This window comes from Frischella perrara (assembly GCF_000807275.1).
Classification (GTDB): domain Bacteria; phylum Pseudomonadota; class Gammaproteobacteria; order Enterobacterales; family Orbaceae; genus Frischella; species Frischella perrara.
In genome coordinates this window covers 2,119,873-2,144,309 of record NZ_CP009056.1, presented here as the reverse complement: position 1 = coordinate 2,144,309, position 24,437 = coordinate 2,119,873, and the positions used below count along the sequence as shown (strand labels likewise).

Here is a 24,437-nt window from a genome sequence, read left to right as displayed (position 1 = left end):
ATATAATATAATTTATAAATTGGATATCAATATTGCTATTGATATTTGCAATAATTATTTTGCTAAAGAGTGAAGCTACGATATACTCTAGCACCTAATACTTTAATTAATATAAAATCGTTGTTATGGAAATCATAATGGATACACAGTCTGAATTAACAGGTAGTAAAACTATTATTGCTTATTTAGCTAATCAGTTTCCTAAATGCTTCACCACTGAAGGTGAAGTTAAACCACTGAAAATTGGCATATTTCAAGACATCATCGACCGTTTAGGTGATAACATTCAGTTGAGTAAAACTAAACTAAGATTAGCTTTACGAGTATATACTGCAAGTTGGCGGTATTTATATAGTGTTAAAGAAGGTGCCTCTCGTATTGACTTAGATGGAAATGTTTGTGAAGCAGTGACAAATGAGCAGGCGACCCATGCGCTAGAGTTATTAAAAGCAAGCAAAGCAAAAGTTAAAGCACAAAGAGAAACTAAAAATAAAGAACAATTAGCGCCAAATTCTCGTACAAAAAAACCGGCATTTAATAAATCTGGTCTTAAAAAAGCAAAATCAAACGTTAAACGAGACGCTGCTAACAGTAATCGTCAAAGCAAACCTGAATTAAAATTGAATAAAGCTGTTGCTGAGAATCTACAAGTGGGTAATTCTGTTAAAGTTGTTTTGGGGAGTAAGCCTGTATCAGCAATTATTTCGAACATAGAAAAAGAGCATATAAAAGTCAAAGTATCTTCTGGTATGGAACTAACCGTTACAATTGAACATATTTATATGTAGCTTTTGTATAAATGGGATTTTGAATGAAAAAATATAACTATTATTTGTCTATTAAGAGATGTTTATCAAGCTTAATTATTTTTACAGCATGTTTAACCTCTGTTAGTCAGGCAAAAGAATATTCAATCGACCAATTACCCAAGTTGGAATCTGATCCTATTCATCAGGTTGTTTCTAGACGAGTGACTAATTATTTTACACAATCTCATTTTCGTAAATTTGATTTAGACGGTGTTTTTTCTTCTAAGATATTTGATCGCTATTTTAAATTGCTTGATAGCAATAAAACAATATTTATAAAAAGCGATATTGATACGTTTAGAGAAAGGCAAACTGGATTGGGTAAAGAGTTAAGAGATGGCGATCTTAGAACAGCTTTTGATATCTATAATTTATCTTTGAAAAAACGTTTCGAACGTTATCAATTTGCCTTAGCACAGTTAAAAGAGCCAATGGATTTTTCAACTTCAGAGTCCATTAATTTTAAACGTGATGATTTAGCATGGGCAGTTAGCGAGCAAGAGCTAGATGATTATTGGCGTAAACGTGTGAAATATGATGAGCTTAGTTTAGCTTTATCAGGTAAAAAAGAATTAGAAATTAGAGAAATTCTTACTAAACGGTATAATCAAATTTTACGCACGTTAGTTCAAGTAAAACCCGAAGATGCATTTCAAGTATTTATGAATGCCTTTGCCAGAGAAATCGATCCGCATACTAGCTATTTAGCGCCTAGAACTAAGCGCGATTTCGATTCTGAAATGAGTTTATCATTTGAAGGTATTGGCGCCACATTATCGCAAGAAGATGATTATACACGTATTGTTTCATTTGTGACTGGAGGTCCAGCCGAAAAAAGTAAGCAATTAGCTATTGGTGATAGAATTATCGGTGTTGGACAAAAAAATAACCCTATTGAAGATGTGATAGGTTGGCGATTAGATGATATCGTCGACAAAATACGTGGTCCGAAAGGGACTATTGTAAAATTAGAGATTTTACCCGCAGGGAACAATAGTAAAACTAAAATTATTGAAATTAAACGAGATAAAATCCATTTTGAAGATCGTGAAGCTAAACTCACTATTAAACAGACAGCACAAGGTAAGGTTGCATTAATTGATATCCCAAGTTTTTATATGGGACTGACTGATAGAGTCGTTAAATTATTAACCGAAGCTAATAAAAATAATGTGTCAGGTATTGTTATTGATCTACGTAATAATGGCGGTGGTTCTTTAGCAGAGGTAATTAGTTTGACTGGTTTATTCATTGAAAAAGGTCCAGTCGTACAAGTTAAAGATAACTTGCAAAGTGTCGTTGTATATGATGATCGAGATGAGTCTGTACAATATGTTGGACCAATAGTTGTCATGGTTAATCGATATAGTGCGTCAGCATCTGAGATTTTTTCTGCAGCGTTACAAGATTATGGTAGAGCAGTGATTGTTGGGGAAGATACTTATGGTAAAGGAACAGTACAAACTTCTCGCAATATTGCTTATCCTATTGATGCAACAATTCATCCTAATTGGCCTGCATTAGGTGGCGTTCAGTATACAATACAAAAATTCTACAGAATAAACGGTGGTAGCACACAACTTAGAGGTGTGATGCCTGATATTGAAATGAGTCCTCTAAGATATATTGATGATACTGGAGAGCGTTATCTTGATAATGCTTTACCATGGGATAGTGTGGCTGTTGCTGATTATCATGTGTTATTTGATATTAAGTCAATATTACCTGAATTAAAACAACATCACTTAGAGCGTATTAAAAATGATCCTGAATTTAATTATATAGAAGCGGACATAAAAAAATATAATGACAATAAAGATCAGCAATACGTAGTTTCTTTAAATAAAGTAGAACGTGAAAAGAAACAAAAAGAAACTGATAACGAAGAGTTATTAAGAATGAATGAACGTTTAAAACTTGCCGGTAAACAAGCTATATCCAAGTTAGAAGATTTGCCGAAAGATTTTAAAGTTAAAGATGCCTATTTAGATGAAGCGGAAGCAATATTATTTGATTTAGCTAAGCTTTATCCAGATATTAAGGTTTCTCAATTACCATCGAATGCAATAATGCTTGATCTTAATTCACCAATTATGAATGATAAGGAATCTAAATAATGGATACTAATTTAAAATTTGCACTTTATACTGTGGTTTGTGTTTTGGTTGTATTTAGTATTTTTGGTAGTGTGGTTGTTATTCATTGATACTTTATTCAGCAGTTAGCTATAACTTAGGCTTGACCTTCGGTTAAGCCAAAGTTATAGTATGCACCTAAAATGCATGGTGAGGTGTCCGAGTGGTTGAAGGAGCACGCCTGGAAAGTGTGTATACGGCAACGTATCAAGGGTTCGAATCCCTTCCTCACCGCCATCAGTTATATTCCATTCAAATCAATTAATTTAACTTTACTTAAAAATCCCTGAAACTACGTTAGTTTCACTTATAAAATTAAACCCTATTAAGATTTAGTTATTCAATTAAGGTTTATGCTATTCATGTATTATTCATAGTATCGAAGGACAATGTTATGTCTTTAGCCGTAAAGCAGAACGAAAATGCTAAACCTAAAAATAAGCCCTATAAACTATCAGATGAGATAGGACTTTTAAATATTAGATAGATGAGTGAAATTATTTAGTAAGTTATATAATTAATAAATTATTAAAAAGCAAAAATGTTTTATTAAAGTGTTGACATTGGGAAATAAATGATCTAAATTAGCCACAATAGAATATTTTATAAAGAGCCCTCAATTGAGGGCTTTTTTGTATATAATATATATCTAATTCACTATATTAGTTGTTTTCCACTTCTAACTATTTATATTCTTATTGATAATAAATTCATCTCAAAATACGAATAGTGCTAAAAACTCTTAATCTTATATTTAATACATCTAATACTTGGTAATTAGGCTTTATTTTGGTTATGAACTCTAATTTAACAAAAACAGGACAGGAACCGGGAATATGCATGTAAGCTAATGAGCGCATGGAATAAATTTGTTCCCTCGATATATGGAATGCGAAGCCAATAAACAATAGAATGAACTCGAAGTAATAATAACGAATTTATTACCGAAAATGTAACTGACTAAGCCGACGAAAGTCGGCTTTTTATATCCAACTTTGAACTAACTCAAAACTAATTTCACAGCATAGCTAGAATATTACACAGTAATAACTAGTAAGCTGCTAAAACTTCATATTCCCAACTAATAAAACAAGCACAATCAGGGCAAGACCTGTATAAGACATCAAATATTCACAAATACCAAGAGCTAACGAAATAAAACTAAAACAATTTTTGATAGATCTGGCAGATTTTTAATACGAGACGATTTAAGCGATACACATTCATAATCAGAGACATCAATCAGTTATCACAAAGTCACTATATGTGGCTTTTTTATTTTCAGGGTAAAGTTCAATCCTAAGAGGGAATTATGTCATTTATAAAAATAAACGAAAAATTTTATTTACCAGTAATAACTAACGAAGAAGTTGGTGATGGCGTGACAATCATTCCAGAAATTCAAGTGGTAATTGATAAACGGTCAAGAATTCGTCATAAATAACGTTACAACTCGTAGAATTGGTGTTGATAATTTAGAAGCGTTGCTGCGTGGCGATATGAGTAGTTTACAGTATCTAGAAATAGTTAATAACTATTCACAATCTGCAACACAGGGAAATGCACTGCAAATCGTATCATCAATCATTAATATTGCTTTAGTGAGTAATTTTGAATTCGCAGAACAATGGTTTTCATAACAAGAGGATATCAAACAAATCATGCAGATAAATAGAGATAATGGGAAAGAGTTGGCGACGATTATCAACGCTAGCTAATTATTTACTTTGGGTTTTAAATTATCTTAATGCAATAAACTCTAAGTTAAGAGTGTTTTAAATGAATAGAAAAATGATGTTTTCTATAATAAAAAATGAATATTAAGATTTTAAAAATAAAATTAGAAAGTTATTGATATTTAAGAGAGATTAATGATTTTTACAATAATAGAAGTTGTCATATTGGCAAGTCCATTATTTTTGCTATGGTTTAATATGTTGTTTTAAATTTCTCATTAATATTTCAATTCTTTTAGTTGATAAATTTTTTTATTCATTTTTTAGCTAGTCAACTTAACTATAAGTTTATACATTTGGAATTTATAACGTACTTTAACACAAACCGTCAGTAGACGGTTTTTTTATACCTGAATTTGAGGTCATAATGCTAAATGTTATTGCTGAAAAGCCGTTAGTGGGATCGAAAGAGACTTTCGAATGGCTAACAGATATTATCGAATCAAGGGACGGTCGAGAACATAGAATAATGTTACGTTCATTACCACGCGTAACGCTTGATTATTCATTTATAGCGCATCCGCATAACAGAAGTCGATATATTAATTTGCTACATAATAATTCAACTGATATTTGGTTCATACCTGATTGGTTTAGGGCTGTTTATATAGGTCCTATTAATAAGAACACATTTTTATTTGAAAATTATTTTAATAATCATGAGGGCGATAATCTGCTAATTTATCAGGATAGCTCAAAAAATGAGGTCGCTACTTGGTTAAAATCATCAAAAATTGAGTCATTAGAGTTTGTGTTTGACAATCAAAAACATCAGGAAATGGAATTTATTTTCAAAGACCCAACAGATGAAAAAAAACAAGGACTTTATCTTGTCAATGATTATCTAACAGCCTATTTATTACCATTACAGGAATGTTGTTTAAAAAATGTTACTTATAAAACGCCAAATTTTGATACTCAATTTGATGTAACCATTGAATTAATTGAATCGCCAATATATCGCGCAAAATCAATTGAAACTGAAACATATCTTGGTATAGAAGTACTTCATAATAATTATAGTGTTAACGAGTCATCATTCAATAAAAACATTGATATTGTTGATTATGAACTTGGTAAAATCACTAGAATGGAGAGATGGGATCGCACTAAATCATCAGGAATAATCAAATTCTATCTTGATGGATTGGATGAAATAACAAAATTTAAGGAGTTTATTTATCGAATTGGTGGGAGACTCACCCCATTTTGGCTATGTGATGATGTAAATGTATGTGATGATAATATTCGTGGTAATCAAATTACCATTAAAAGCATTTATTATAGCGATTTACCTTCTTTTAAATATTTAGCACTATTCCATGATAATTCCGTTGTGTATGTAAAGATAATGGATGTAAAACAAGACGAGTATGATAACACTGTACTCATTATCGATAAAACCATTAAAAAGCCAGTCAAAAAAATCAGTCATCTCATGTTGTGTAGGTTCGACAGCGACAGTGTGCAAATTAAATATAATACAAACCAACAGGCGGAATCCAATATTCAGGTAGTGGAGGTTTTTGATGATCAATATTTTTAAACAATCAGAGTTGTATGTTTTTTATGACGGTGTAAACACATACCGCTACACGACGGGTATGCGAGAAATAATTATTAACGATAACACTTACATTAAAGAGTCAATTAACCGAACTTCAATCAAACGCGACGCGTCGTTATCTAAAAATAAAATCACTATAACCATGCCAATTACAAATGAGGTTGTTAAACAATGGATAACACCTGATATATCGAAATATTTGTTAGTTGACATTTATACATTGGATAGAAATTACCAAACTACAATTTCATGGAGTGGTCGATTAACTCAAACGTCCGTTTCAGATAATGAAATGGGCATGACTTTTGAATTATTAATCACTAGAACAGCACAAACAGGGGTTAATGATCGAGTGCAGAGAAATTGTCGATATTCGTTATACAGTGAGCGATGTGGTTTAAATCGGGAAAATTTTAAAATAATGGGTGAGGTTACGTCGTATAAAAATGATGTGTTATCTCTTATTTTTGAAAAAGAGGTTCCCAGTGGATATTTTTCTGGTGGAATAGTGCAGGTGCCAAATGGCGAGCAAACATTTATTAAAAATCATTATGAAACATCAATCACGTTATTTAGACATAATCAACAAATTGTCGATAATTTGCGCAATGGAATTACATCGGTAGCGTTGTATAAGGGGTGTTCAAGAACGCTTGCTTCTTGTGCCACGTTCAATAATACGCTTAATTATGGTGGTTTTCCTTATCTTCCTTTAGAACCGCTAAATAGTGGTCATTCAATTGTTTAAAATAGAGGTTTTATGTTTTCATTAATCGGAGAATTACCTGCTGATGTAGCAGGTTTAGTTGAAGGCATGGTTGGTTCACACAACAAAAAAAATCAACAGAAAATAGAAGCAGATGAGTTCAAAACAGGTACATCAACGGAGGGTACGGAAATACCCATTGTATTTGGTACAGTTAAAATAACAAATCCAATTTACACATGGGTAGGTGATAAATCAGTTGAGGTAATTCGATAAAAAGGCGGTAGTAACAAATGAGTTTGATTGTTAGACGAGAGAATTTGATTGCTGCGCAACAATGCAGTTCAGGCACTCGTTCTTTTTTTTCGCCATTGTTTAGATTGGTCTGATTTTCTAAAAAATGGTATTGATGCTGAAATTTTATTAAAAATTAATGATGTAATGGCAAATCAAGTAATCGAACAAGCAAGGCGGCGATATGAGTGAGAATAAGAAAAAACAGACGGAAGGTTACAAATATTATGCCGGCGCTAGCATGATTTTTTGTCAAGGCAGTATTGATAAGCTGATCAATATTAGTATTGCGGACAGAGTCGCATGGCAAGGCGCAATTCAAGATGGAACATTAAATATCAATAAAACATCGTTGTTTGGTGGTCAATCCAGGGAGGGGGGAGTATCTGGTTATATTGATATTTATTCAGGTCATGATAAACATAGTCGAAATAATTATCTAGCTAGAAAAATTTCTGAAATTGTACCTGCCTATCGTTACGTGGCCGGTGCGGTTTTTAGGCATTTTTATTGGGGAAATAATCCATATTTAAAGGATGTTTCGTTTGTGGTGCAGCGTATACACTATCAGGACGCAAAAAAAACACCGCAGTGGTATAACGAACGAGCAGCCATTAAATCAGATGACTGGTTTGAAAATATTGCTATACATTTTATTTTAGATACATCTGAAAGTATGCGTGGGGAGCGGATCATTGCATTAAAAACAGCAATGAAAAAGGCGATTAATAAACTTGAGGCGTCTATAAACCTAAATTTAACTAGGCTTGATATTTTAATCACAACATATCAAGGAAGATCTCCACAGAAAAAATTGATCAGGAATGTTTCAAAAAATGACATTCCTGATCTTTTGGATTTTATTGATAACCTGACAATTGTAGGGGGAGAAAATCTTGAAACTGTTTTGAGCGAATCTGTAAATTTTTTTGAAGACATAAATAGTATTGGGATGAATCTTTGCTGCATTTTTGTGAGTGATGGTGAGCTAGAGGATGTGGATTCTATTAAAAATAATAAAATTCACGATCTAATCAATAAAAGAGGTAATTTTAGCGAGAAAGAAGGTCGAGAGGTCAATATTTATTGTATTAATATTGTTAATCGAAACATATCTTTGAGTTCAAAAATTGATAATACACCAGAAGATGGCGTTCCTATTATTTCTGATGTTAATTCCGATCTCATTTATGACACTGTGATATCCGCTATTAATTGCGCTGATTATGATATGAATCCTGCACACATTCTCAGAGAATTGGTTTTGAGTCAACATACGGGATTTAATTCTCAATCATTGCAAAACCTTATAAATGAGAGTTCATTCAAAATAGCTGCAGATAAATTTTTTGAAGAGCGGCTAGGTTTATCTTATCTTTGGAACAGTCAGAGCAAATTTGAAGATTTAAGGAAAAATATTGAAAAAGTTGCTGATTGTGTGCTTGTACAAAACGCGGAAACAAATCAGTTTGAAATAAAGTTGATTAGGGATAATTATGACATAACTAAATTACCAATTTTTGATAAAACTAATATTGTTAAAATTTCAGATATCAAAAAAAATATCGTTACTGAGATGATCAATTCTGTTACGGTCAATTTCATTGATAGAAAAAATGATTATAAACAGGGATCGGTGACAGTACGCGATGATGCTTTAATCGCAATAGCTGGGCGGGAAAATAATACAACCGTTTCATATGATACAGTTTATAGCCGTCTGTTGGCTTCTCGATTAGCAATGAGAGACCTAGCTTATTTGTCATCCGATCTCGAATCTGTCACGTTAACTATCAATTTAGATGGCAGAACGTTAGGTCGAGGTGATGTATTTTTATTAAATATGCCACATTTAGGGTTAGATAACGTTGTAATGAGAATAATATCTGCTGATTACGGTACGCAGAAAAACAATCAAGTTACATTTGAATGTTCGCGTGATGTATTTTCATTACCCACATCATCTGTTATCAATGTTCAACCCTCTGTTTCACCTGACAAAGGTATTGCTCGCCCTGTCGAGGATTTTGTCATTATCGAATCACCTTATTACGAACTAGTTTATAATTACGGGCAACAAATGGTCGATAGGTTATTAACAGGTGACAATGAATTAAGTGGGCAAATTGCTGCGGCATTTGTAGGCTTACCTGAAAATGCACTCCTTGCAGAATTGGTAACTTCATTATCTGATAATTTTGATAATGCAGAGAATGTTTTTGAATGTGAAATGAGAAAACTATTAAGTCAAATTGACAGAATGGATTCAGTAATCACATTAAACGGGAGCCTAGAAGATGATGAATATAAGTGGATTTTGATTGATGATGAAATTTTATTTGTTGAATCCCATAATGGCAATGAATTGATTGTCAAAAGAGGCTGTCTTGATACCATTCCCGAAATGCATAGTCAAAATAGCCGAGTATATTTTTGTGGTGGTCAGCTAATGTTAAAATCAGAGGAATATAACGAGGGTGATAAAGTTGATTGCCGTATCATAACTAGAACTTCCACAAATTTGCTTGATATCACAGATGCTACAGGGCGTGTTGTTGATATCACAGGGAGAGCGATTAGACCATATCCACCCGCTAATGTAACAATCAATGGTAGTTATTATCCCTCATCAATAATAGGGAAAACTATTGAAATTAACTGGTCGTCTCGAAATCGATTACAACAAACATCTGGCATCATGGTCGGCTGGTATGAGGGTGATGTAACAGTGGAAAATGGTGTTAAATATCGCGTCATATTACGGCATTTCTCTAATGTACTTGTTGACACAATTGTCGAAGAACCGTGTTTTCTGTTTGATATTAGTCACTTAAAAAAAGGGGATTTTCATATCGAATTATCTAGCATTAAAAATGATTTAGAATCAAGTCAAAAATTTAAACATACACTTAATGTAGGTAAAGATATTGAATTTATTTTCGATAAAGAACATAAAACCGAATTAGAATTTATATTTGAGGATTAAAAATGGCAAACATAGTTATTTGCAGTGATGAAGAAGATGACGTTAAGGTTATGATTAGCGCTTTAAGACAGGAACATCAAGTTGTTTTTTGTAATACTGCATCAATTGATTACAATGAAAACTACCTGTCAACATTTGATCTGATAATGGATCACAGAAATTCCAATGAAGCAAAAAAGGGTAACCCGATAAAAAAAAGTCTTGATAAAGGTATCCCTGTAATTGCAGGTTCACCAAAATACAGTGGCTCGGCGTCAGGTACAGCAGTTAACTCACTAGGTATTTCAAAAAATTTCACTTATAGTTCTAATGATATGTATCGAATCCTAAATAATACAGATGTTATTTCGGGTAGCTATCAAGATGATTTTTCAGTCTATAAAACGGAAAATGGTTCTAGTTCGGTTTTTTGTATGTATCATGGTGACAGTTCAACGATAAAGAATATGACTCCAATCTTGGTTCGTAATTTTTTTGCAGGCTCTAGCTATCGGAGACTAACAGTTGTTTGTGCAACATTTCAAAAAGGTGATTTGAATTTAGATGGTGAACCATTTGCAGCTGATTGTGCATTTTTGGGATTTCCGTTTGATGTTGAATTAACTAATGAAGGCATGAATATATTAAATGATGTGATTTTTTGGTTATTAAATAAAACATATATTACAGCTAAGGTGAAAGACCAAGATGGTAGTTTATTATCATCCCATGAGGTTTATTTACATTCCAGGAAAAATGGTGATTTGATCGCAAAATACAAAAGTGATGAACATGGTGAGATCGTTTTCAGAATAAGACATAAATTTGATTATTATGCAGTTGCGTTTTACAGTAATGGTAGTGTTAAAAATGCTATTGCTATCGATACCATACTCGCATAACTGTTGCTAAAATAGCATTCATCTAATATTTTTGGGCAGCTATGCGTTTCAATTTTCTCTAAGTTGCTTTAAATGCATTTGTATAAAAAACGACAATTCTTAAGGGTTTTGTCACGTAACTCTACCATATATTGGATGATTTTTGATGAAACCTTTCTGCATTATCATAATTATCACAATTATATGTTTCTTCACACTTTTTCTATGTGAAAACTACAATTCGATTATATAGTCACTTATAAAAAGGGGGACTTTTGTTTCGAATTATCTAGTATTAAAAATAATACAAAATCAAGTCAAAATTTAAACCTATACTTATTGTAGGTAATGATATTGAATTTATCTTCAAGAAAGAGCATAAAACCGAATTGAAATTTACATTTGAGGATTAAAAATGGCAAACATAGTTATTTGTAGCGATAAAGAAGATGACGTTAAAGTTATGATTAGCGCTTTAAGGCATGAAGAACACCAAGTTATTTTTTGTGATACAGCGTCAAGTGATTACAATGAAAATTACCTGTCAACATTTGATCTGATAATGGATCACAGAAATTCAAATGAAGCAGAAAAGGGTAACCCGATAAAAAAAAGTTTTGATAAAGGTATCCCTGTAATTGCAGGTTCACCAGTATTCACTGGCTCGGGGCAAGGGGCAGCAGTTAGATCACTAGGTATTTCAAAAAAAATTATTAACGATATTTGTGATATGCATCGAATCATGAATAATACAGATGTTATTTCAGGTAATTACCAAGATGATTTTCCAGTCTATGACAGGAAGATATATGGCACTCGCTGGTGCGTTTATTACATATATCATGATAACAATTTAACATCAGCAAATATGACACCACTTTTGATTCGTGATTTTTATGCCGGCTCTGACAAACTAACAGTTCTTTGTGCAACGTTTCGAAAAGGTGATTTGAATTTAGATGGTGAACCGTTTGCTGCAGATTGTGCATATCTGGGATTGCCTTTTAATATTGCATTAACTAATGAAGGTATGAATATATTAAATGACGTAATTTTTTGGTTATTAAATAAAACATATATTCCAGCTAAGGTGAAAGACCAAGACGGTACTTTGTTACCATCCCATGAAGTTTATTTACATTCTAGGAAAAGTGGGGATCTAATAGCAAAACACAAAAGTGATGAACATGGTGAGGTTGTTTTCAGAATAAGAAATAAATTTAATTATTATGCGGTTGCATTTTACAAGAATGGTGGTGTTAAAAATGCAGTTGCTATTGATAATATCCTCGCATAGTTGTTGCTACCAAAATAGCATTCTTCTCTAAGATGCTTTAAATGCATTTGTATAAAAAAAGACAATTCTTAAGGGGTTTGTCACGTAACTCAACCATATAATGGATGATTTTTGATGAAACCTTTATGCATTATCAGAATTATCACAATTATATGTTTCTTCACACTTTTTTCTATGTGAAAACTACAATTCGATTATATAAGTCACTTATAAAAAGGGGGACTTTTGTTTCGAATTATCAGTATTAAAAATAGTACAAAATCAAGTCAAAATTTAAACCTACACCTATTGTAGGTAATGATATTGAATTTATTTTCAAGAATGAGCATAAAACTGAATTGAAATTTACATTTGAGGATTAAAAATGGCAAAAATAGTTATTTGTAGCGATAAAGAAGATGACGTTAAAGTTATGATTAGCGCTTTAAGGCATGAAGAACACCAAGTTATTTTTTGTGATACAACGTCAAGTGATTACAATGAAAATTACCTGTCAACATTTGATCTGATAATGGATCACAGAAATTCAAATGAAGCAAAAAAGGGTAACCCGATAAAAAAAAGTCTTGATAAAGGTATCCCTGTACTTGCTGGTTCACCAATATACGCCGGCTCGGGGCAAGGGGCAGCAGTTAGATCACTAGGTATTTCAAAAGATATTACTTACGATATTAGTGATATGCATCGAATCATAAATAATGCAGATGTTATTTCAGGTAATTACCATGGCAATTTCCCAGTCTATGACAGGAAGATATATGGTTTTCGCTGGTGCATTTATTATATATATCATGATTCCATAACATCAGCGAATATGACACCACTTTTGATTCGTAATTTTTATGCCGGCTCTGATAGACTAACAGTTCTTTGTGCAACGTTTCGAAAAGGTGATTTGAATTTATATGGTGAACCGTTTGCCGCAGATTGTGCATATCTGGGATTGCCTTTTAATATTGCATTAACTAATGAAGGTATGAATATATTTAATGATGTAATTTTTTGGTTATTAAATAAAACATATATTCCAGCTAAGGTGAAAGATCAAGATGGTACTTTGTTACCATCCCATGAAGTTTATTTATATTCTAGGAAAAGTGGTGATTTAATAGCAAAACACACAAGTGATGAACATGGTGAGGTTGTTTTCAGAGTAAGAAATAAATTTAATTATTTTGCGGTTGCATTTTACAAGAATGGTGGTGTTAAAAATGCAGTTGCTATTGATAATATCCTCGCATAGTTGTTGCTACTAATTTTCTGGCACCCTCAACATCATTAAGACTTCTTCTACGATTTATTTTGCTTAGTTTATCAAACTATTACTACTCAACCTTTTGTTATCTTATTTAAAATAAACATGCAAATCTTATTGAATAACTATATAAGCTAATCTAATCTATCCATATAATACGAAATAAATCTATTAATTTAAATTTATTAGCTAGCTTGTAATGCTACAATTTATAACAATATTTATATTATAAAAATATAAACTGTTATGATACGTACTTATTATTAAATAAAAGGTTGTTTTGTTATGTATATAAATGATATTCAAACCGAATTGAATCAGGCTGTAGATGTGTTAGTGAAATTTGTTAACGATGAACACAATATTCAAACTATTCAACAAGCTGCATTATTAATTGCTGATTCATTTAAAAAAGGTGGTAAAGTGCTTTCTTGTGGTAATGGTGGATCACATTGTGATGCAATGCATTTTGCTGAAGAACTCACTGGGCGTTATCGTGAAAACCGTCCTGCTTATCCAGCGATTGCCATTTCAGATGTAAGTCATATATCTTGTGTAGGTAATGATTTTGGATATGATGCAATTTTTTCACGTTATGTGGAAGGTGTAGGACAAACCGGTGATGTTTTATTAGGTATTTCAACCTCCGGTAATTCAGCTAATGTAATCAATGCTATTCATGCAGCGAAAGTAAAAGGAATGAAAGTTATAGCTTTAACCGGTAAAGATGGTGGCAAAATTAGTGGTCTTGCCGATATTGAAATTCGTGTTCCTCATTTCGGTTTTGCTGATCGAATACAAGAAATTCATATTAAAGTTATCCATATTCTGATAATGTTAATAGAAAAAGAAATGGCAAAATAAATCCTAAACCTATTTAAGAGGTCAAGGCGATGTGTGAATTGTTGGGTATGAGTGCAAATATTCCCACTGATATTTGTTTTAGTTTGAAAGGACTGGCTCGTCGTGGAGGAGAAAAAGGACCACATAAAGATGGTTGGGGAATAACTTTTTATGAAGGAAAGGGGTGTCGTTCTTTTAAGGATCCAATGCCATGTTGTTCTTCTCCAATATCTAAATTATTGCAAGATTACCCTATAAAATCACAAGTCGTTATTGGTCATATTCGGCAAGCTAATCGTGGTCGCATTGCTTTAGAAAATACTCATCCATTTACGCGAGAACTTTGGGGTAATAATTGGACTTTTGCTCATAATGGTCAGTTAACTGATTATGAAAAATTAGATACGGGTAATTATTTACCCATCGGTCAAACCGATAGCGAATTTGCATTTTGTTATTTATTAGCTCAATTAGCAGCAAAATACCCTAAAAAGCCTAATAAGTTAGATGAAGTATTCCAATTTATTAAACAATGTGCTGATTATCTTAATACACTTGGAATATGTAATTTACTCATTTCCGATGGAGAGTATTTATTTGCTTATTGTTCGACAAAACTACATTGGCTAACACGTCGAGCACCATTTGGTAAAGCTAAGTTACTTGATGAAGATGTTGAGATAGATTTTAAAATTCATACTACACCTTCGGACATTGTAACAATGATAGCGACCATGCCGTTGACTTCTAATGAAATCTGGCAGGCAATCGAAGTAAAGCAAGCCAAATTATTTAAAAATGGTGAAGTGATTTTTTAATCCTTTAATCTAATTTGGTTAAAGAGATATCTTGTCAATTTTATTCGGCTGTTGGCTTAAACGAGTTTTCTCAACTAGAACTGGTTGTTTAAATAATAGATTTAGATAAATAATGGTAAAAAAAACAATTAATGTTAAGGCAAACCAGGGTAACGTTGGTAAGTTTAAGTTGATTGCAATGTCGTGTAGCCAACCAGCGCCAGAATAACCTATAAAGCCTCCAATTGCGAGACCCAGACGACTAAAACCCATATAGCTACCTTTTGCTTTAGGATTTGCTAACAAAGTGCTTAGTGTTTCTCTGGCCGGTTCAGCAATTATAGCACCTAAATAAAATATGCTGATGAATATAAATAATAAATCAAGTTCTGATATAAACGCAATGAACATAAAACTAATAGTCATTAACCAAAGACCACATTTCAATCTTTGATCTAATCTAAAACGTTTTTCACTCCAACGAGCAATTGGGTAGAGTAATGTTAATGAGATTATTGCTTGAATGCCATACATCCATTTTACATAGCTAGGACTACCTGATAATTTGGTTACTGTAAGAGGTAACATCAACATAACTTGCACCCACAAGATATAGTATCCTGTTAATGATAAAACATAAGATGTGAATATTTTATCTTTTAATACATCTTTCAATCCTTTTATTATTGGATTTTTTCCTAATGCAATGTGATAAGCAGGAAGATAGATAATATTGAAAATACCACATAGCATAAATACCAAAGCACCAAACCAACAAACTAACTGAAAATCATAATCAATAAGAAACCCACCGATTAAAGCACCTATCACTGCGCCCGCGTTATCTTCAATCATTAGTAAAGATATAAAACGTCCTCTTTCATGGGGTCGTGTGAATTTGATTGCTAAACCCATCCTAGGTGGATCGAAAAGTAAACCTCCTAAAGCTGATAATAGGCAAGATAAAACTAATATCCATGGCGTAGTGGCTAATGCCATAGCGATGAAGCCAATTGCTCTTAAAAACATGCCAATGATAATCATAGGCTTTGCACCAAAGCGATCAGCAATTGCACCTCCTATCAAACCAAATCATTGTTGTACAAACTGTCGGAACCCTAATGTAAATCCAACAAATAAAGCACTCCATCCAATTTGACTTACAAAATGAGTTGAGACCAAAGGAAAAACGATATAGAAACCCAAAACAATAAATAAGTTATCAAATAATAATATAATTTTACCTGTCTTTCGTGCTTGGGAAGGAATCGGCATTTTTATTTTGTCCGATCAATTAAATATTGCTGATAATCTGGAATCTCTATTGAGACTTCATCACTAAAAAAAGGGGATTGAATTAAAGCATCAGCTGTTGCTTGATTTGTTGCTACCGGGATGTTCCAAACTGTGGCTAAGCGTAGAAGCGCTTTTACGTCAGGATCATGGGGCACAGCATTAAGCGGATCCCAAAAGAAAATTAAAATATCGATTTTACCTTCAGCAATAAGTGCGCCAATTTGTTGATCTCCCCCCATTGGACCACTGAGCATTGTTCTAACTTCTAGACTGGTTTGTTGTCTTATTAATGTTCCAGTAGTGCCAGTTCCCCAAAGATTATGCCGTGAAAGTTTGGATTGATTTTTAGTACACCAATTAAGTAATGAACTTTTTAAATGATCATGAGCTACAAGCGCGATGTTTTTTTGGCAGGGTAATATACGTGTTGTGTATTGCATATTGATACTAATACCATATAAATATATAAATGTTGACTAACTTTTTATCAAAGTTTATTCAATGGTGCAATATCAATCAAAAAATAATATTATTTTTTTAAAATTTTATAAAATTATGAAAAACAAAAAAGGCACCAAAGTGCCTTTCTATTAATATTAAATCGCTATGATTTAATTAGAATTGGTAAATTAAACCTAAAGCTAATGTGTTCTTAGTATCAGCTTTTGCATAACCAAAATCTTTATCATCATCAAGTAGATTGATTTTGTAGTCTACAACTGCTGTAAGGTTTTTGTTGAAATCGTATTGAACACCGACTTCTACATATTTTGCAAAGTAGTCACTACCAGCTTGCTTATAGTCAGTCCCTTTGTGTTGAATATAAGCAACAGATGGAGTTAAACGACCAACTTCAAAGTCAAAGCCATATTGAGCAACAAGTTCAAATCCTTTAACTTTGGCATCATCATGTTTAGTATGGCTATAAAGAGCACCTAAATAAAGATTATATGCTTCATATTTTACACCAGCCATGTAGGTTTTATAGCGTTCATCGTCGCCAGCTTTAGTTGTAGTCGCATAACCACCACCAATGCTTAAACCAGTATCTAAAATAGCGTATTGTGCATTTAATCCGAATGCTTCTTTATCAGCACCACTTAAATTACTATCTGCTTTGTTGTCACCATATTGGACAGCAAAATCTAAACCATCAACTAAACCGTAGAAACCACTATTACGATAAGTTGCAACAGCATTAGTACGAGCAGATAATACATAAAGATCATTATCAGAAGCATTACCACCAAATTCTGGTAATACGTCAGTGTATGCAGTAATAGCTTTTAAAACACCGTCATTACGACCATAGTCGAAAGAACCATATTGACCAAAGTTTAAACCAGCAAATGCATAACGAGTTTCTTTAAATGCACCTTTACCTGCTTTAGTTTCCCATTCTGCACGTCCATAACCAGATAAAGAATCAGTTACTTGAGTTTCACCGGTGAAACCTAGACGAGCGGTAGTTTTGTCACCTTCCTCATCAATAGTATTTTTAGTATCGCCTAAGTAATTTAATGCGTAAACACGACCATTAATATTTAATTTGTTACCGTCTTTATTCCAAACTTCAATAGATGCGTTTGCTGCACCAGCTACTAGAAGTGCAGGGATAGCGATTGCTAATAGATTACGTTTCATTTTATACCCTCATTGGTGTTGTTATTAAGACACCTGCCACTGCCACATATAAACTAATGAAAGCATGGTGTCAGTTTTTTTAATGACCACTCACCATAAGTAATCATTGATTGTTTATTTATTGTTACAAATTATATTGAATCTTTTTCAAAATCAAGTGAACTTTTAGCAAAACAAGCTGTCTAATGTATAAATTATGTTTGTTTGCTTAAAAAACAAGCATAATTTAGCTTATATGTTATTAAATATTCATCTAATTAAGACTAAAAATTAGCATTTCTTGGTGTTCTTGGGAACGGTATTACATCTCGTACATTTTGGACACCAGTAATGTATACAATAAGTCTTTCAAACCCTAAACCAAAACCAGAATGTGGGACGGTTCCATAGCGGCGTAAATCACGATACCACCAGTAATCCTCTTTGTTTAATCCCATTTCAGCCATGCGTTGATCTAACATTTCTAATCTTTCTTCACGTTGGGACCCACCAATAATTTCACCAATTCCTGGAGCTAACACATCCATAGCGGCGACCGTTTTACCATCCTCATTCATTCGCATATAGAATGCTTTTATATCTTTAGGATAGTTTTTGACAACTACTGGAGCTTTAAAGTGTTTTTCAGCTAAGTAGCGTTCATGTTCAGAAGCTAAATCAATTCCCCAACTAACATGATTTTCAAACTTCACATTGCATTTTTGTAAAATAGTAATAGCATCACTATAATCAACTTGTACGAAGTCCGAATTGATGAAGTTTTCTAATCTTGAGATTGCTTCTTTATCAACATGTTGAGCAAAAAACTGCATATCATCAGCGCGTTTTTCTAGGACAGCTTTAAATACAAATTTAAGCATATCTTCAGCTAATTTAGCTATATCATCGAGATTGGCAAAAGCAACTTCTGGTTCCATCATCCAAAACTCGGCTAAGTGACGTGTAGTATTTGAATTTTCTGCTCTAAAAGTTGGACCAAAAGTATAGACTTTCGATAATGCGCAAGCATAAGTCTCAGCATTAAGCTGACCGGAAACCGTTAAAAATGACTCTTTGCCAAAAAAGTCCTTATCAAAATCAATTTTACCATTGTCTTGTTTAGGTAAGTTAACTAGATCTAAAGTTGATACACGAAACATCTCACCGGCACCTTCTGTATCTGATGCAGTAATTATTGGTGTTGAAATCCAGTAAAACCCTCTATCGTTAAAAAACTGATGAATAGCATTTGCTAAAGTATGGCGAACACGGGTTATTGCTCCGACAATATTTGTTCTAGGTCTTAAGTGCGCTACTTCACGTAGATATTCAATAGAGTGGCGTTTTGCCGCCATAGGGTAAGTTTCAGGATCTTCAACAAAACCGTATACTTTTACTTTAGTGGTTTGTAATTCATATTGCTGACCTTGACCCGGACTTTCTACCACAACGCCTGTTACTTCTACAGAGCATCCTGTAGTCAATTTTAATACATCATTTTCATAATTTGATAAGGTATTTTCAACGACAGCTTGAATCGGATTAAAGCATGAACCATCATAGATTGCTAAAAATGAAATTCCAGCTTTAGAATCACGGCGGGTTCTAATCCATCCTTGAACGGTAACTGAACTGCCAACTGCAATTTTACCTTGTAAAATATCCGTAATTGGTGCAATAGTACTCATGTTTGTCATTTCCATTATGCGTTGTTTAACCTTGTATTTAAATGTTGCCTGTTACATCAAATGTTCTTTTTAGCTCTTCGATAAAATTAGTATCTTGAGATATTGTTTTCCCAGGACTATCTGATAATTTAGCAACAGATTGACCATTACATTCGACTAATTTTATTACGATATTTAATGCTTTAGTGTTTGAGTCTTTTTTGGCTGGAATATCACAGGCAAGATGTCCTCCCATGCCGAAAGATAGTTTAACACGATTATAAAAATGTTGATAAATCTTAATGGCTTTATCAAAATTTAGGCTATCAGAAAAAACAAGAATTTTGGTTTTAGGATCAATCCCCATTCTTTGATAATGAGCGATAGCTTTTTCACCCCATTCAATTGGATCTCCTGAATCATGACGTAATCCTTGATAACGAGTTGCCAATTCTTTATCAAAATCTTTTAGAAAAGCATCCATAGTTATGCAATCTGTTAAAGCAATATCAAGATCGTGCGGATATTCTTCAAGCCACACATGTAAAGCTTTACGTTGGCAGTCAGATAAATTATCTGTTAATCTTTGATGTGCTTGAAACCATTCATGCGCCTGTGTACCAACTGGCTTTAATCCATATTTAAATGCTAATAAGTAATTACTGGTACTATTGAAATCTGGGAAATGATCTTTCAAATAACAAACAACGGCTTCTTGTACTTTGAAAGAGTAACGTCTACGAGTACCAAAATCCATTAGTAAAAATTGTGACATATCAAAAGATGCGGTTTTATGATTAAAACTTGCTAGCTTATCTTTTAGATGCGTAATAGCTTGCTCAATTCCAACATCAGGCGTTCGATCCCTATGAGCAATTTCGCTGATTACGGCCAAGAGTGGCACTTCCCATAAAATGACATCAAGCCATTTCCCTTCTATACGGATGTAAAGTTCACCATTATCATCACGAATAGTTACGAGGTTATGGTCAAATCGCCAATTTTTTAACCACATCAAATAGTCATGTTTAAAATAGCCCGTTTGATTTAGATAGTTAAATTCATTCTCTGTTAAAAAGAGTTTTTCCATTAATCCAATTTGGTATTTTATAGCATCAACATAAATACCAAGTTTTTCATTGTTACGACATCGAAATTCAGCAGCAACAGTTATATCGGGATAATGATGAAATACCGCTTGTTGCATATGTAATTTATAAGCATCGGTATCTAATAAAGATGTTAATATTGGTGATTGCATGTAAATGTATAAAAGAGTTGTCCTAACTGATTTATCAAATTATAGCAGAATAAAAATTAAGGAGTATATTATTTCATAATAAAGCGTAATATACTTTACTTATTTAGTCAGACATTTGAGTGAATTATGAACAAAAATAGCCCAATTGCTAAATATCGTTTAGATTATAAAAAGCCAGATTTTACTATTATTGATATTGATCTTGAATTTGATCTTGCTCCAGAACTTACGACAGTTACAGCTCGTAGTCATATCGTACAGCAAAATAAAGCTCAAGATACGCTTATTTTGGATGGTGAAGACCTTAAACTTCTCACTATTAATATTAATGAACAACCATGGCATGATTACAAAATCACAGAATCTGGAATTGAAATTTACCATGTGCCAGAAGAATTTACTTTAACAATTATTAATGAAATAAAACCAATTGATAATACAGCGTTAGAAGGATTATATGTCTCTGGAGATGCTTTATGCACACAATGTGAAGCTGAAGGTTTCCGCCATATTACTTATTATTTAGATCGGCCCGATGTACTAGCACGTTTCACCACTCGAATTACAGCGAACAAAGCACTTTATCCTTATCTACTTTCTAATGGTAACCGTATCGCTCAAGGTCAATTGGATGATGGTCGTCATTGGGTTCAATGGCAAGATCCTTTTCCAAAACCGAGTTATTTATTTGCATTAGTAGCAGGTGATTTTGATGTATTATGTGATACATTTATAAGTAAATCTCAACGAAAAGTAGATTTAGAAATCTATGTTGATAAAGGTAACTTGGATCGTTCTCAATGGGCGATGACTAGTCTTAAAAATGCAATGCAATGGGACGAAAGCCGTTTTGGTCTTGAATATGATTTAGATATTTTTATGATAGTTGCTGTTGATTTTTTCAATATGGGAGCTATGGAAAATAAAGGTTTAAATATTTTTAATTCTAAATATGTATTAGCAAAACCTGAAACCGCAACCGATCATGACTATTTAGGTATTGAAGGAGTAATCGGACATGAATATTTTCATAATTGGACAGGTAATAGGGTGACTTGCCGAGATTGGTTCCAATTGAGTCTAAAAGAAGGCCTCACCGTATTTCGAGATCAAGAATTTAGTGCTGACATGGGATCGCGAGCCGTCAAACGAATTGATGATGTTAAGATTCTCCGTACAGTACAGTTTGCAGAAGATGCTAGCCCTATGGCTCATCCAATCCGCCCAGATAAAGTCATTGAAATGAATAACTTTTATACGGTCACAGTTTATGAAAAGGGTGCTGAAGTTATTCGTATGATGCATACCCTGTTAGGTGAAGAAAAATTCCAAGCAGGAATGCAACTTTACTTCCAACGTCATGATGGTAGTGCTGCTACTTGTGATGATTTTGTTCAAGCAATGCAGGATGCTTCTGGTATTGATTTAACACACTTTAAGTTATGGTATAGTCAGTCAGGGACGCCTGAACTTACTATAACGGATCATTATGATCAGCAAAATCAACAATATACTTTAACTGTTAAACAAATGACGCCACCAACCTTAGATCAGTCAGAAAAACAGCCATTGCATATACCATTGGCTATTGAGCTTTATCAAGGTAGTGGTGAATTAATTAATTTACAATATCAAGGTCAAACAATTAATCAGGTACTTAATCTACATCAAGCACAACAACAATTTATTTTTGAAAATGTAAAAGAAAAACCAATTATTGCCTTACTACAAGATTTTTCTGCACCAGTTAAACTTCATTATAATTATCAAGATAATGAACTTATTTTTTTAATGCAAAAAGCAAATAATGCTTTTAATCGTTATGATGCTGCTCAAATGTTGCTAGCTAAATATATTTATTTGAATGTTAGTAATTACCAACAAAAACAATCGCTTATTTTACCTGATACTGTGATTGATGGATTTAGAGCAATATTACTATCTGAACAACTTGACTCAGCACTAATTGCACAAATATTGACATTACCGTCAGAAAATGAAATAGCAAATCTGTTCACAATCGTTGATCCCGATGCTATTTATCAGGTAAGAAAATTCTTGTTATGTCAGTTTGCTAATGGATTGTATGATGAATTATACGCAATTTATCATCACCATAGTTTACCTTATTACCGTATCACGCACACCGATATGGCAAAACGTGCGTTAAGAAACTGTTGTTTATATATATTGTCTTTTGCAGATAATAAAAAACAAGCAGATTTACTAGTTAAAAGTCAATATGAACAAGCAGATAATATGACAGATAGCCTAGCTGCTTTGCATACGGCTGTTATGGCTCAGTTGCCATGTAAAGACATTTTATTGACAGATTTTGATGAACAATGGCATAAAGATGGATTGGTAATGGATAAATGGTTTGCATTACAAGCGAGTAGTCCGAACAATGCATTACAAATTGTAAAAAAACTACTTACTCATCGTTCATTTTCATTAAATAATCCAAATCGAGTTAGATCGCTAATTGGTGCCTTTGTGAATAATAATCCAGCAGCATTTCATATGCTAGATGGAAGTGGTTATCATTTCTTGGTGGAAATTCTTACAGAATTAAATCAGAAAAACCCACAAGTTGCATCACGACTTATTGATCCATTGATACGTTTAAAACGTTATGATGAAAAACGAGCATCATTAATGCGTGAAGCTTTAGAAAGATTATTGAAATTAAATAATTTATCGAATGATCTTTATGAGAAAATCACAAAAGGATTAGAAAATAACGCATAACAAATAAAATAACACGGATTGAGTAGGGTAATATCATTACCCTACTTTGTGAAATAATGAGTTTTATATCATATTTGTTATGATAGATACCATTCTCAACAATGCTAAATTAAATAAAACTATGCGTAATGAAATACAATCACTTTCTAGCCGGCAATTAGATGAAATCTTAACTAATCAACCTGATGATATTTTTTTGCTGGATGTTCGTGAAGCTAGCGAAGTGTCGATTTGTCATTTACCACAATCAATTCATATTCCAATGAATTTAATTCCGCTTTATCTGGATAAAATTCCAGATGATAAAATGATAGTCATCTATTGCCACCATGGAATAAGAAGCTTAAATGTTGCACTTTATTTAATTGATAATGGATTTGATGAAAGCCAAATTTATAATTTGAAAAATGGTATTGATGATTGGGCGCAAAATATTGATAAAACGATGATTCGTTATTAGTTTTCTTTTACCAATTTTAACTAGAATTCATTGTTTCTATTAGTTTTATTTTCATAATTGATGAAGATAATGTAAACTAATCTAAGAGATATTG

The 24,437-nt window shown here is 32.8% G+C and carries 21 protein-coding genes, 1 tRNA gene and 1 pseudogene; 18 read left to right on the top strand and 5 right to left on the bottom strand.

The annotated features are described in order from the left end of the window. Window positions 1-137: 137 nt before the first annotated feature. The 16 genes from proQ to FPB0191_RS09235 all read left to right on the top strand — a co-directional run bounded on the left by proQ (window position 138) and on the right by FPB0191_RS09235 (window position 15,306). A complete protein-coding gene (proQ, locus tag FPB0191_RS09295; protein WP_039105559.1) occupies window positions 138-788 on the top strand; it encodes an RNA chaperone ProQ in 651 nt (216 codons plus the stop codon). A gap of 23 nt (window positions 789-811) precedes the next feature. After that, window positions 812-2,926 (top strand): carboxy terminal-processing peptidase, encoded by a 2,115-nt coding sequence (gene prc, locus FPB0191_RS09290; RefSeq protein ID WP_082018298.1) that lies wholly within the window; start codon window positions 812-814, stop codon window positions 2,924-2,926. Beyond that, the gene (gene cydH / locus FPB0191_RS12605; RefSeq protein ID WP_110021831.1) at window positions 2,926-3,015 is read left to right on the top strand and encodes a cytochrome bd-I oxidase subunit CydH; all 90 of its coding nucleotides are present in this window, start codon (window positions 2,926-2,928) and stop codon (window positions 3,013-3,015) included. The genes prc and cydH overlap by 1 nt, the downstream gene beginning before the upstream one ends. Window positions 3,016-3,093: 78 nt before the next feature. Continuing rightward, a tRNA-Ser gene (locus tag FPB0191_RS09285) sits at window positions 3,094-3,181 on the top strand. Window positions 3,182-4,256: 1,075 nt separating this feature from the next. Further along, complete coding sequence (locus tag FPB0191_RS12445) at window positions 4,257-4,388, top strand: hypothetical protein (protein ID WP_272866962.1); 132 nt, start codon at window positions 4,257-4,259, stop codon at window positions 4,386-4,388. Then, the gene (locus FPB0191_RS12385) at window positions 4,357-4,584 is read left to right on the top strand and encodes a hypothetical protein (protein ID WP_039105558.1); all 228 of its coding nucleotides are present in this window, start codon (window positions 4,357-4,359) and stop codon (window positions 4,582-4,584) included. The genes FPB0191_RS12445 and FPB0191_RS12385 overlap by 32 nt, the downstream gene beginning before the upstream one ends. A gap of 463 nt (window positions 4,585-5,047) precedes the next feature. Next, window positions 5,048-6,226 (top strand): hypothetical protein, encoded by a 1,179-nt coding sequence (locus FPB0191_RS09275; protein WP_039105557.1) that lies wholly within the window; start codon window positions 5,048-5,050, stop codon window positions 6,224-6,226. Beyond that, window positions 6,210-6,995 carry a phage BR0599 family protein gene (locus tag FPB0191_RS09270; RefSeq protein ID WP_039105555.1) on the top strand — a complete coding sequence of 262 codons (786 nt, stop codon included), beginning with the start codon at window positions 6,210-6,212 and terminating at the stop codon, window positions 6,993-6,995. Before FPB0191_RS09275 ends, FPB0191_RS09270 begins: the two co-directional genes overlap by 17 nt. 12 nt (window positions 6,996-7,007) lie before the next feature. Continuing rightward, window positions 7,008-7,229: a hypothetical protein gene (locus FPB0191_RS09265; RefSeq protein WP_039105553.1), complete on the top strand. Its 222-nt coding sequence runs from the start codon at window positions 7,008-7,010 to the stop codon at window positions 7,227-7,229. A gap of 48 nt (window positions 7,230-7,277) precedes the next feature. Then, window positions 7,278-7,439 carry a hypothetical protein gene (locus tag FPB0191_RS12210; protein ID WP_202965333.1) on the top strand — a complete coding sequence of 54 codons (162 nt, stop codon included), beginning with the start codon at window positions 7,278-7,280 and terminating at the stop codon, window positions 7,437-7,439. Then, entirely contained in the window at window positions 7,432-10,233 is a 2,802-nt protein-coding gene (locus tag FPB0191_RS09260; RefSeq protein WP_039105551.1) for a phage tail protein, read from the top strand. Before FPB0191_RS12210 ends, FPB0191_RS09260 begins: the two co-directional genes overlap by 8 nt. A gap of 2 nt (window positions 10,234-10,235) precedes the next feature. Beyond that, window positions 10,236-11,114, top strand: a complete 879-nt coding sequence (locus FPB0191_RS09255) for a hypothetical protein (protein WP_039105550.1) — start codon at window positions 10,236-10,238, stop codon at window positions 11,112-11,114. A gap of 394 nt (window positions 11,115-11,508) precedes the next feature. Then, on the top strand, window positions 11,509-12,390 hold the full coding sequence (locus tag FPB0191_RS09250) for a hypothetical protein (RefSeq protein WP_039105549.1): 882 nt from the start codon (window positions 11,509-11,511) through the stop codon (window positions 12,388-12,390). A 364-nt stretch (window positions 12,391-12,754) separates the two neighbouring features. Further along, on the top strand, window positions 12,755-13,633 hold the full coding sequence (locus tag FPB0191_RS09245; RefSeq protein WP_039105548.1) for a hypothetical protein: 879 nt from the start codon (window positions 12,755-12,757) through the stop codon (window positions 13,631-13,633). 297 nt (window positions 13,634-13,930) lie between these two features. Continuing rightward, window positions 13,931-14,509 (top strand): D-sedoheptulose 7-phosphate isomerase, encoded by a 579-nt coding sequence (gene lpcA / locus FPB0191_RS09240; RefSeq protein ID WP_039105547.1) that lies wholly within the window; start codon window positions 13,931-13,933, stop codon window positions 14,507-14,509. A gap of 29 nt (window positions 14,510-14,538) precedes the next feature. Then, the gene (locus FPB0191_RS09235) at window positions 14,539-15,306 is read left to right on the top strand and encodes a class II glutamine amidotransferase (RefSeq protein WP_039105546.1); all 768 of its coding nucleotides are present in this window, start codon (window positions 14,539-14,541) and stop codon (window positions 15,304-15,306) included. 18 nt (window positions 15,307-15,324) lie between these two features. Here FPB0191_RS09235 and mdtH read toward each other — a convergent pair. From mdtH to pncB, 5 genes and pseudogenes are all read right to left on the bottom strand, one after another. Beyond that, window positions 15,325-16,560 (bottom strand): annotated as a pseudogene (gene mdtH, locus FPB0191_RS09230) (multidrug efflux MFS transporter MdtH). A gap of 2 nt (window positions 16,561-16,562) precedes the next feature. Next, window positions 16,563-17,021 carry a methylglyoxal synthase gene (locus tag FPB0191_RS09225; RefSeq protein WP_039105543.1) on the bottom strand — a complete coding sequence of 153 codons (459 nt, stop codon included), beginning with the start codon at window positions 17,019-17,021 and terminating at the stop codon, window positions 16,563-16,565. A 175-nt stretch (window positions 17,022-17,196) separates the two neighbouring features. Further along, on the bottom strand, window positions 17,197-18,225 hold the full coding sequence (locus tag FPB0191_RS09220) for a porin (RefSeq protein WP_039105542.1): 1,029 nt from the start codon (window positions 18,223-18,225) through the stop codon (window positions 17,197-17,199). Between the two features lie 263 nt (window positions 18,226-18,488). After that, complete coding sequence (asnS, locus tag FPB0191_RS09215) at window positions 18,489-19,892, bottom strand: asparagine--tRNA ligase (RefSeq protein ID WP_039105541.1); 1,404 nt, start codon at window positions 19,890-19,892, stop codon at window positions 18,489-18,491. A 37-nt stretch (window positions 19,893-19,929) separates the two neighbouring features. Further along, window positions 19,930-21,132, bottom strand: a complete 1,203-nt coding sequence (gene pncB, locus FPB0191_RS09210; protein WP_039105540.1) for a nicotinate phosphoribosyltransferase — start codon at window positions 21,130-21,132, stop codon at window positions 19,930-19,932. A 126-nt stretch (window positions 21,133-21,258) separates the two neighbouring features. Here pncB and pepN point away from each other — a divergent pair, with 126 nt between their 5' ends. Together pepN and FPB0191_RS09200 are read left to right on the top strand one after the other, a co-directional pair. Further along, window positions 21,259-23,883 (top strand): aminopeptidase N, encoded by a 2,625-nt coding sequence (pepN, locus tag FPB0191_RS09205; RefSeq protein WP_039105539.1) that lies wholly within the window; start codon window positions 21,259-21,261, stop codon window positions 23,881-23,883. A 79-nt stretch (window positions 23,884-23,962) separates the two neighbouring features. Continuing rightward, entirely contained in the window at window positions 23,963-24,343 is a 381-nt protein-coding gene (locus tag FPB0191_RS09200) for a rhodanese-like domain-containing protein (protein ID WP_202965330.1), read from the top strand. Window positions 24,344-24,437 lie beyond the last annotated feature (94 nt).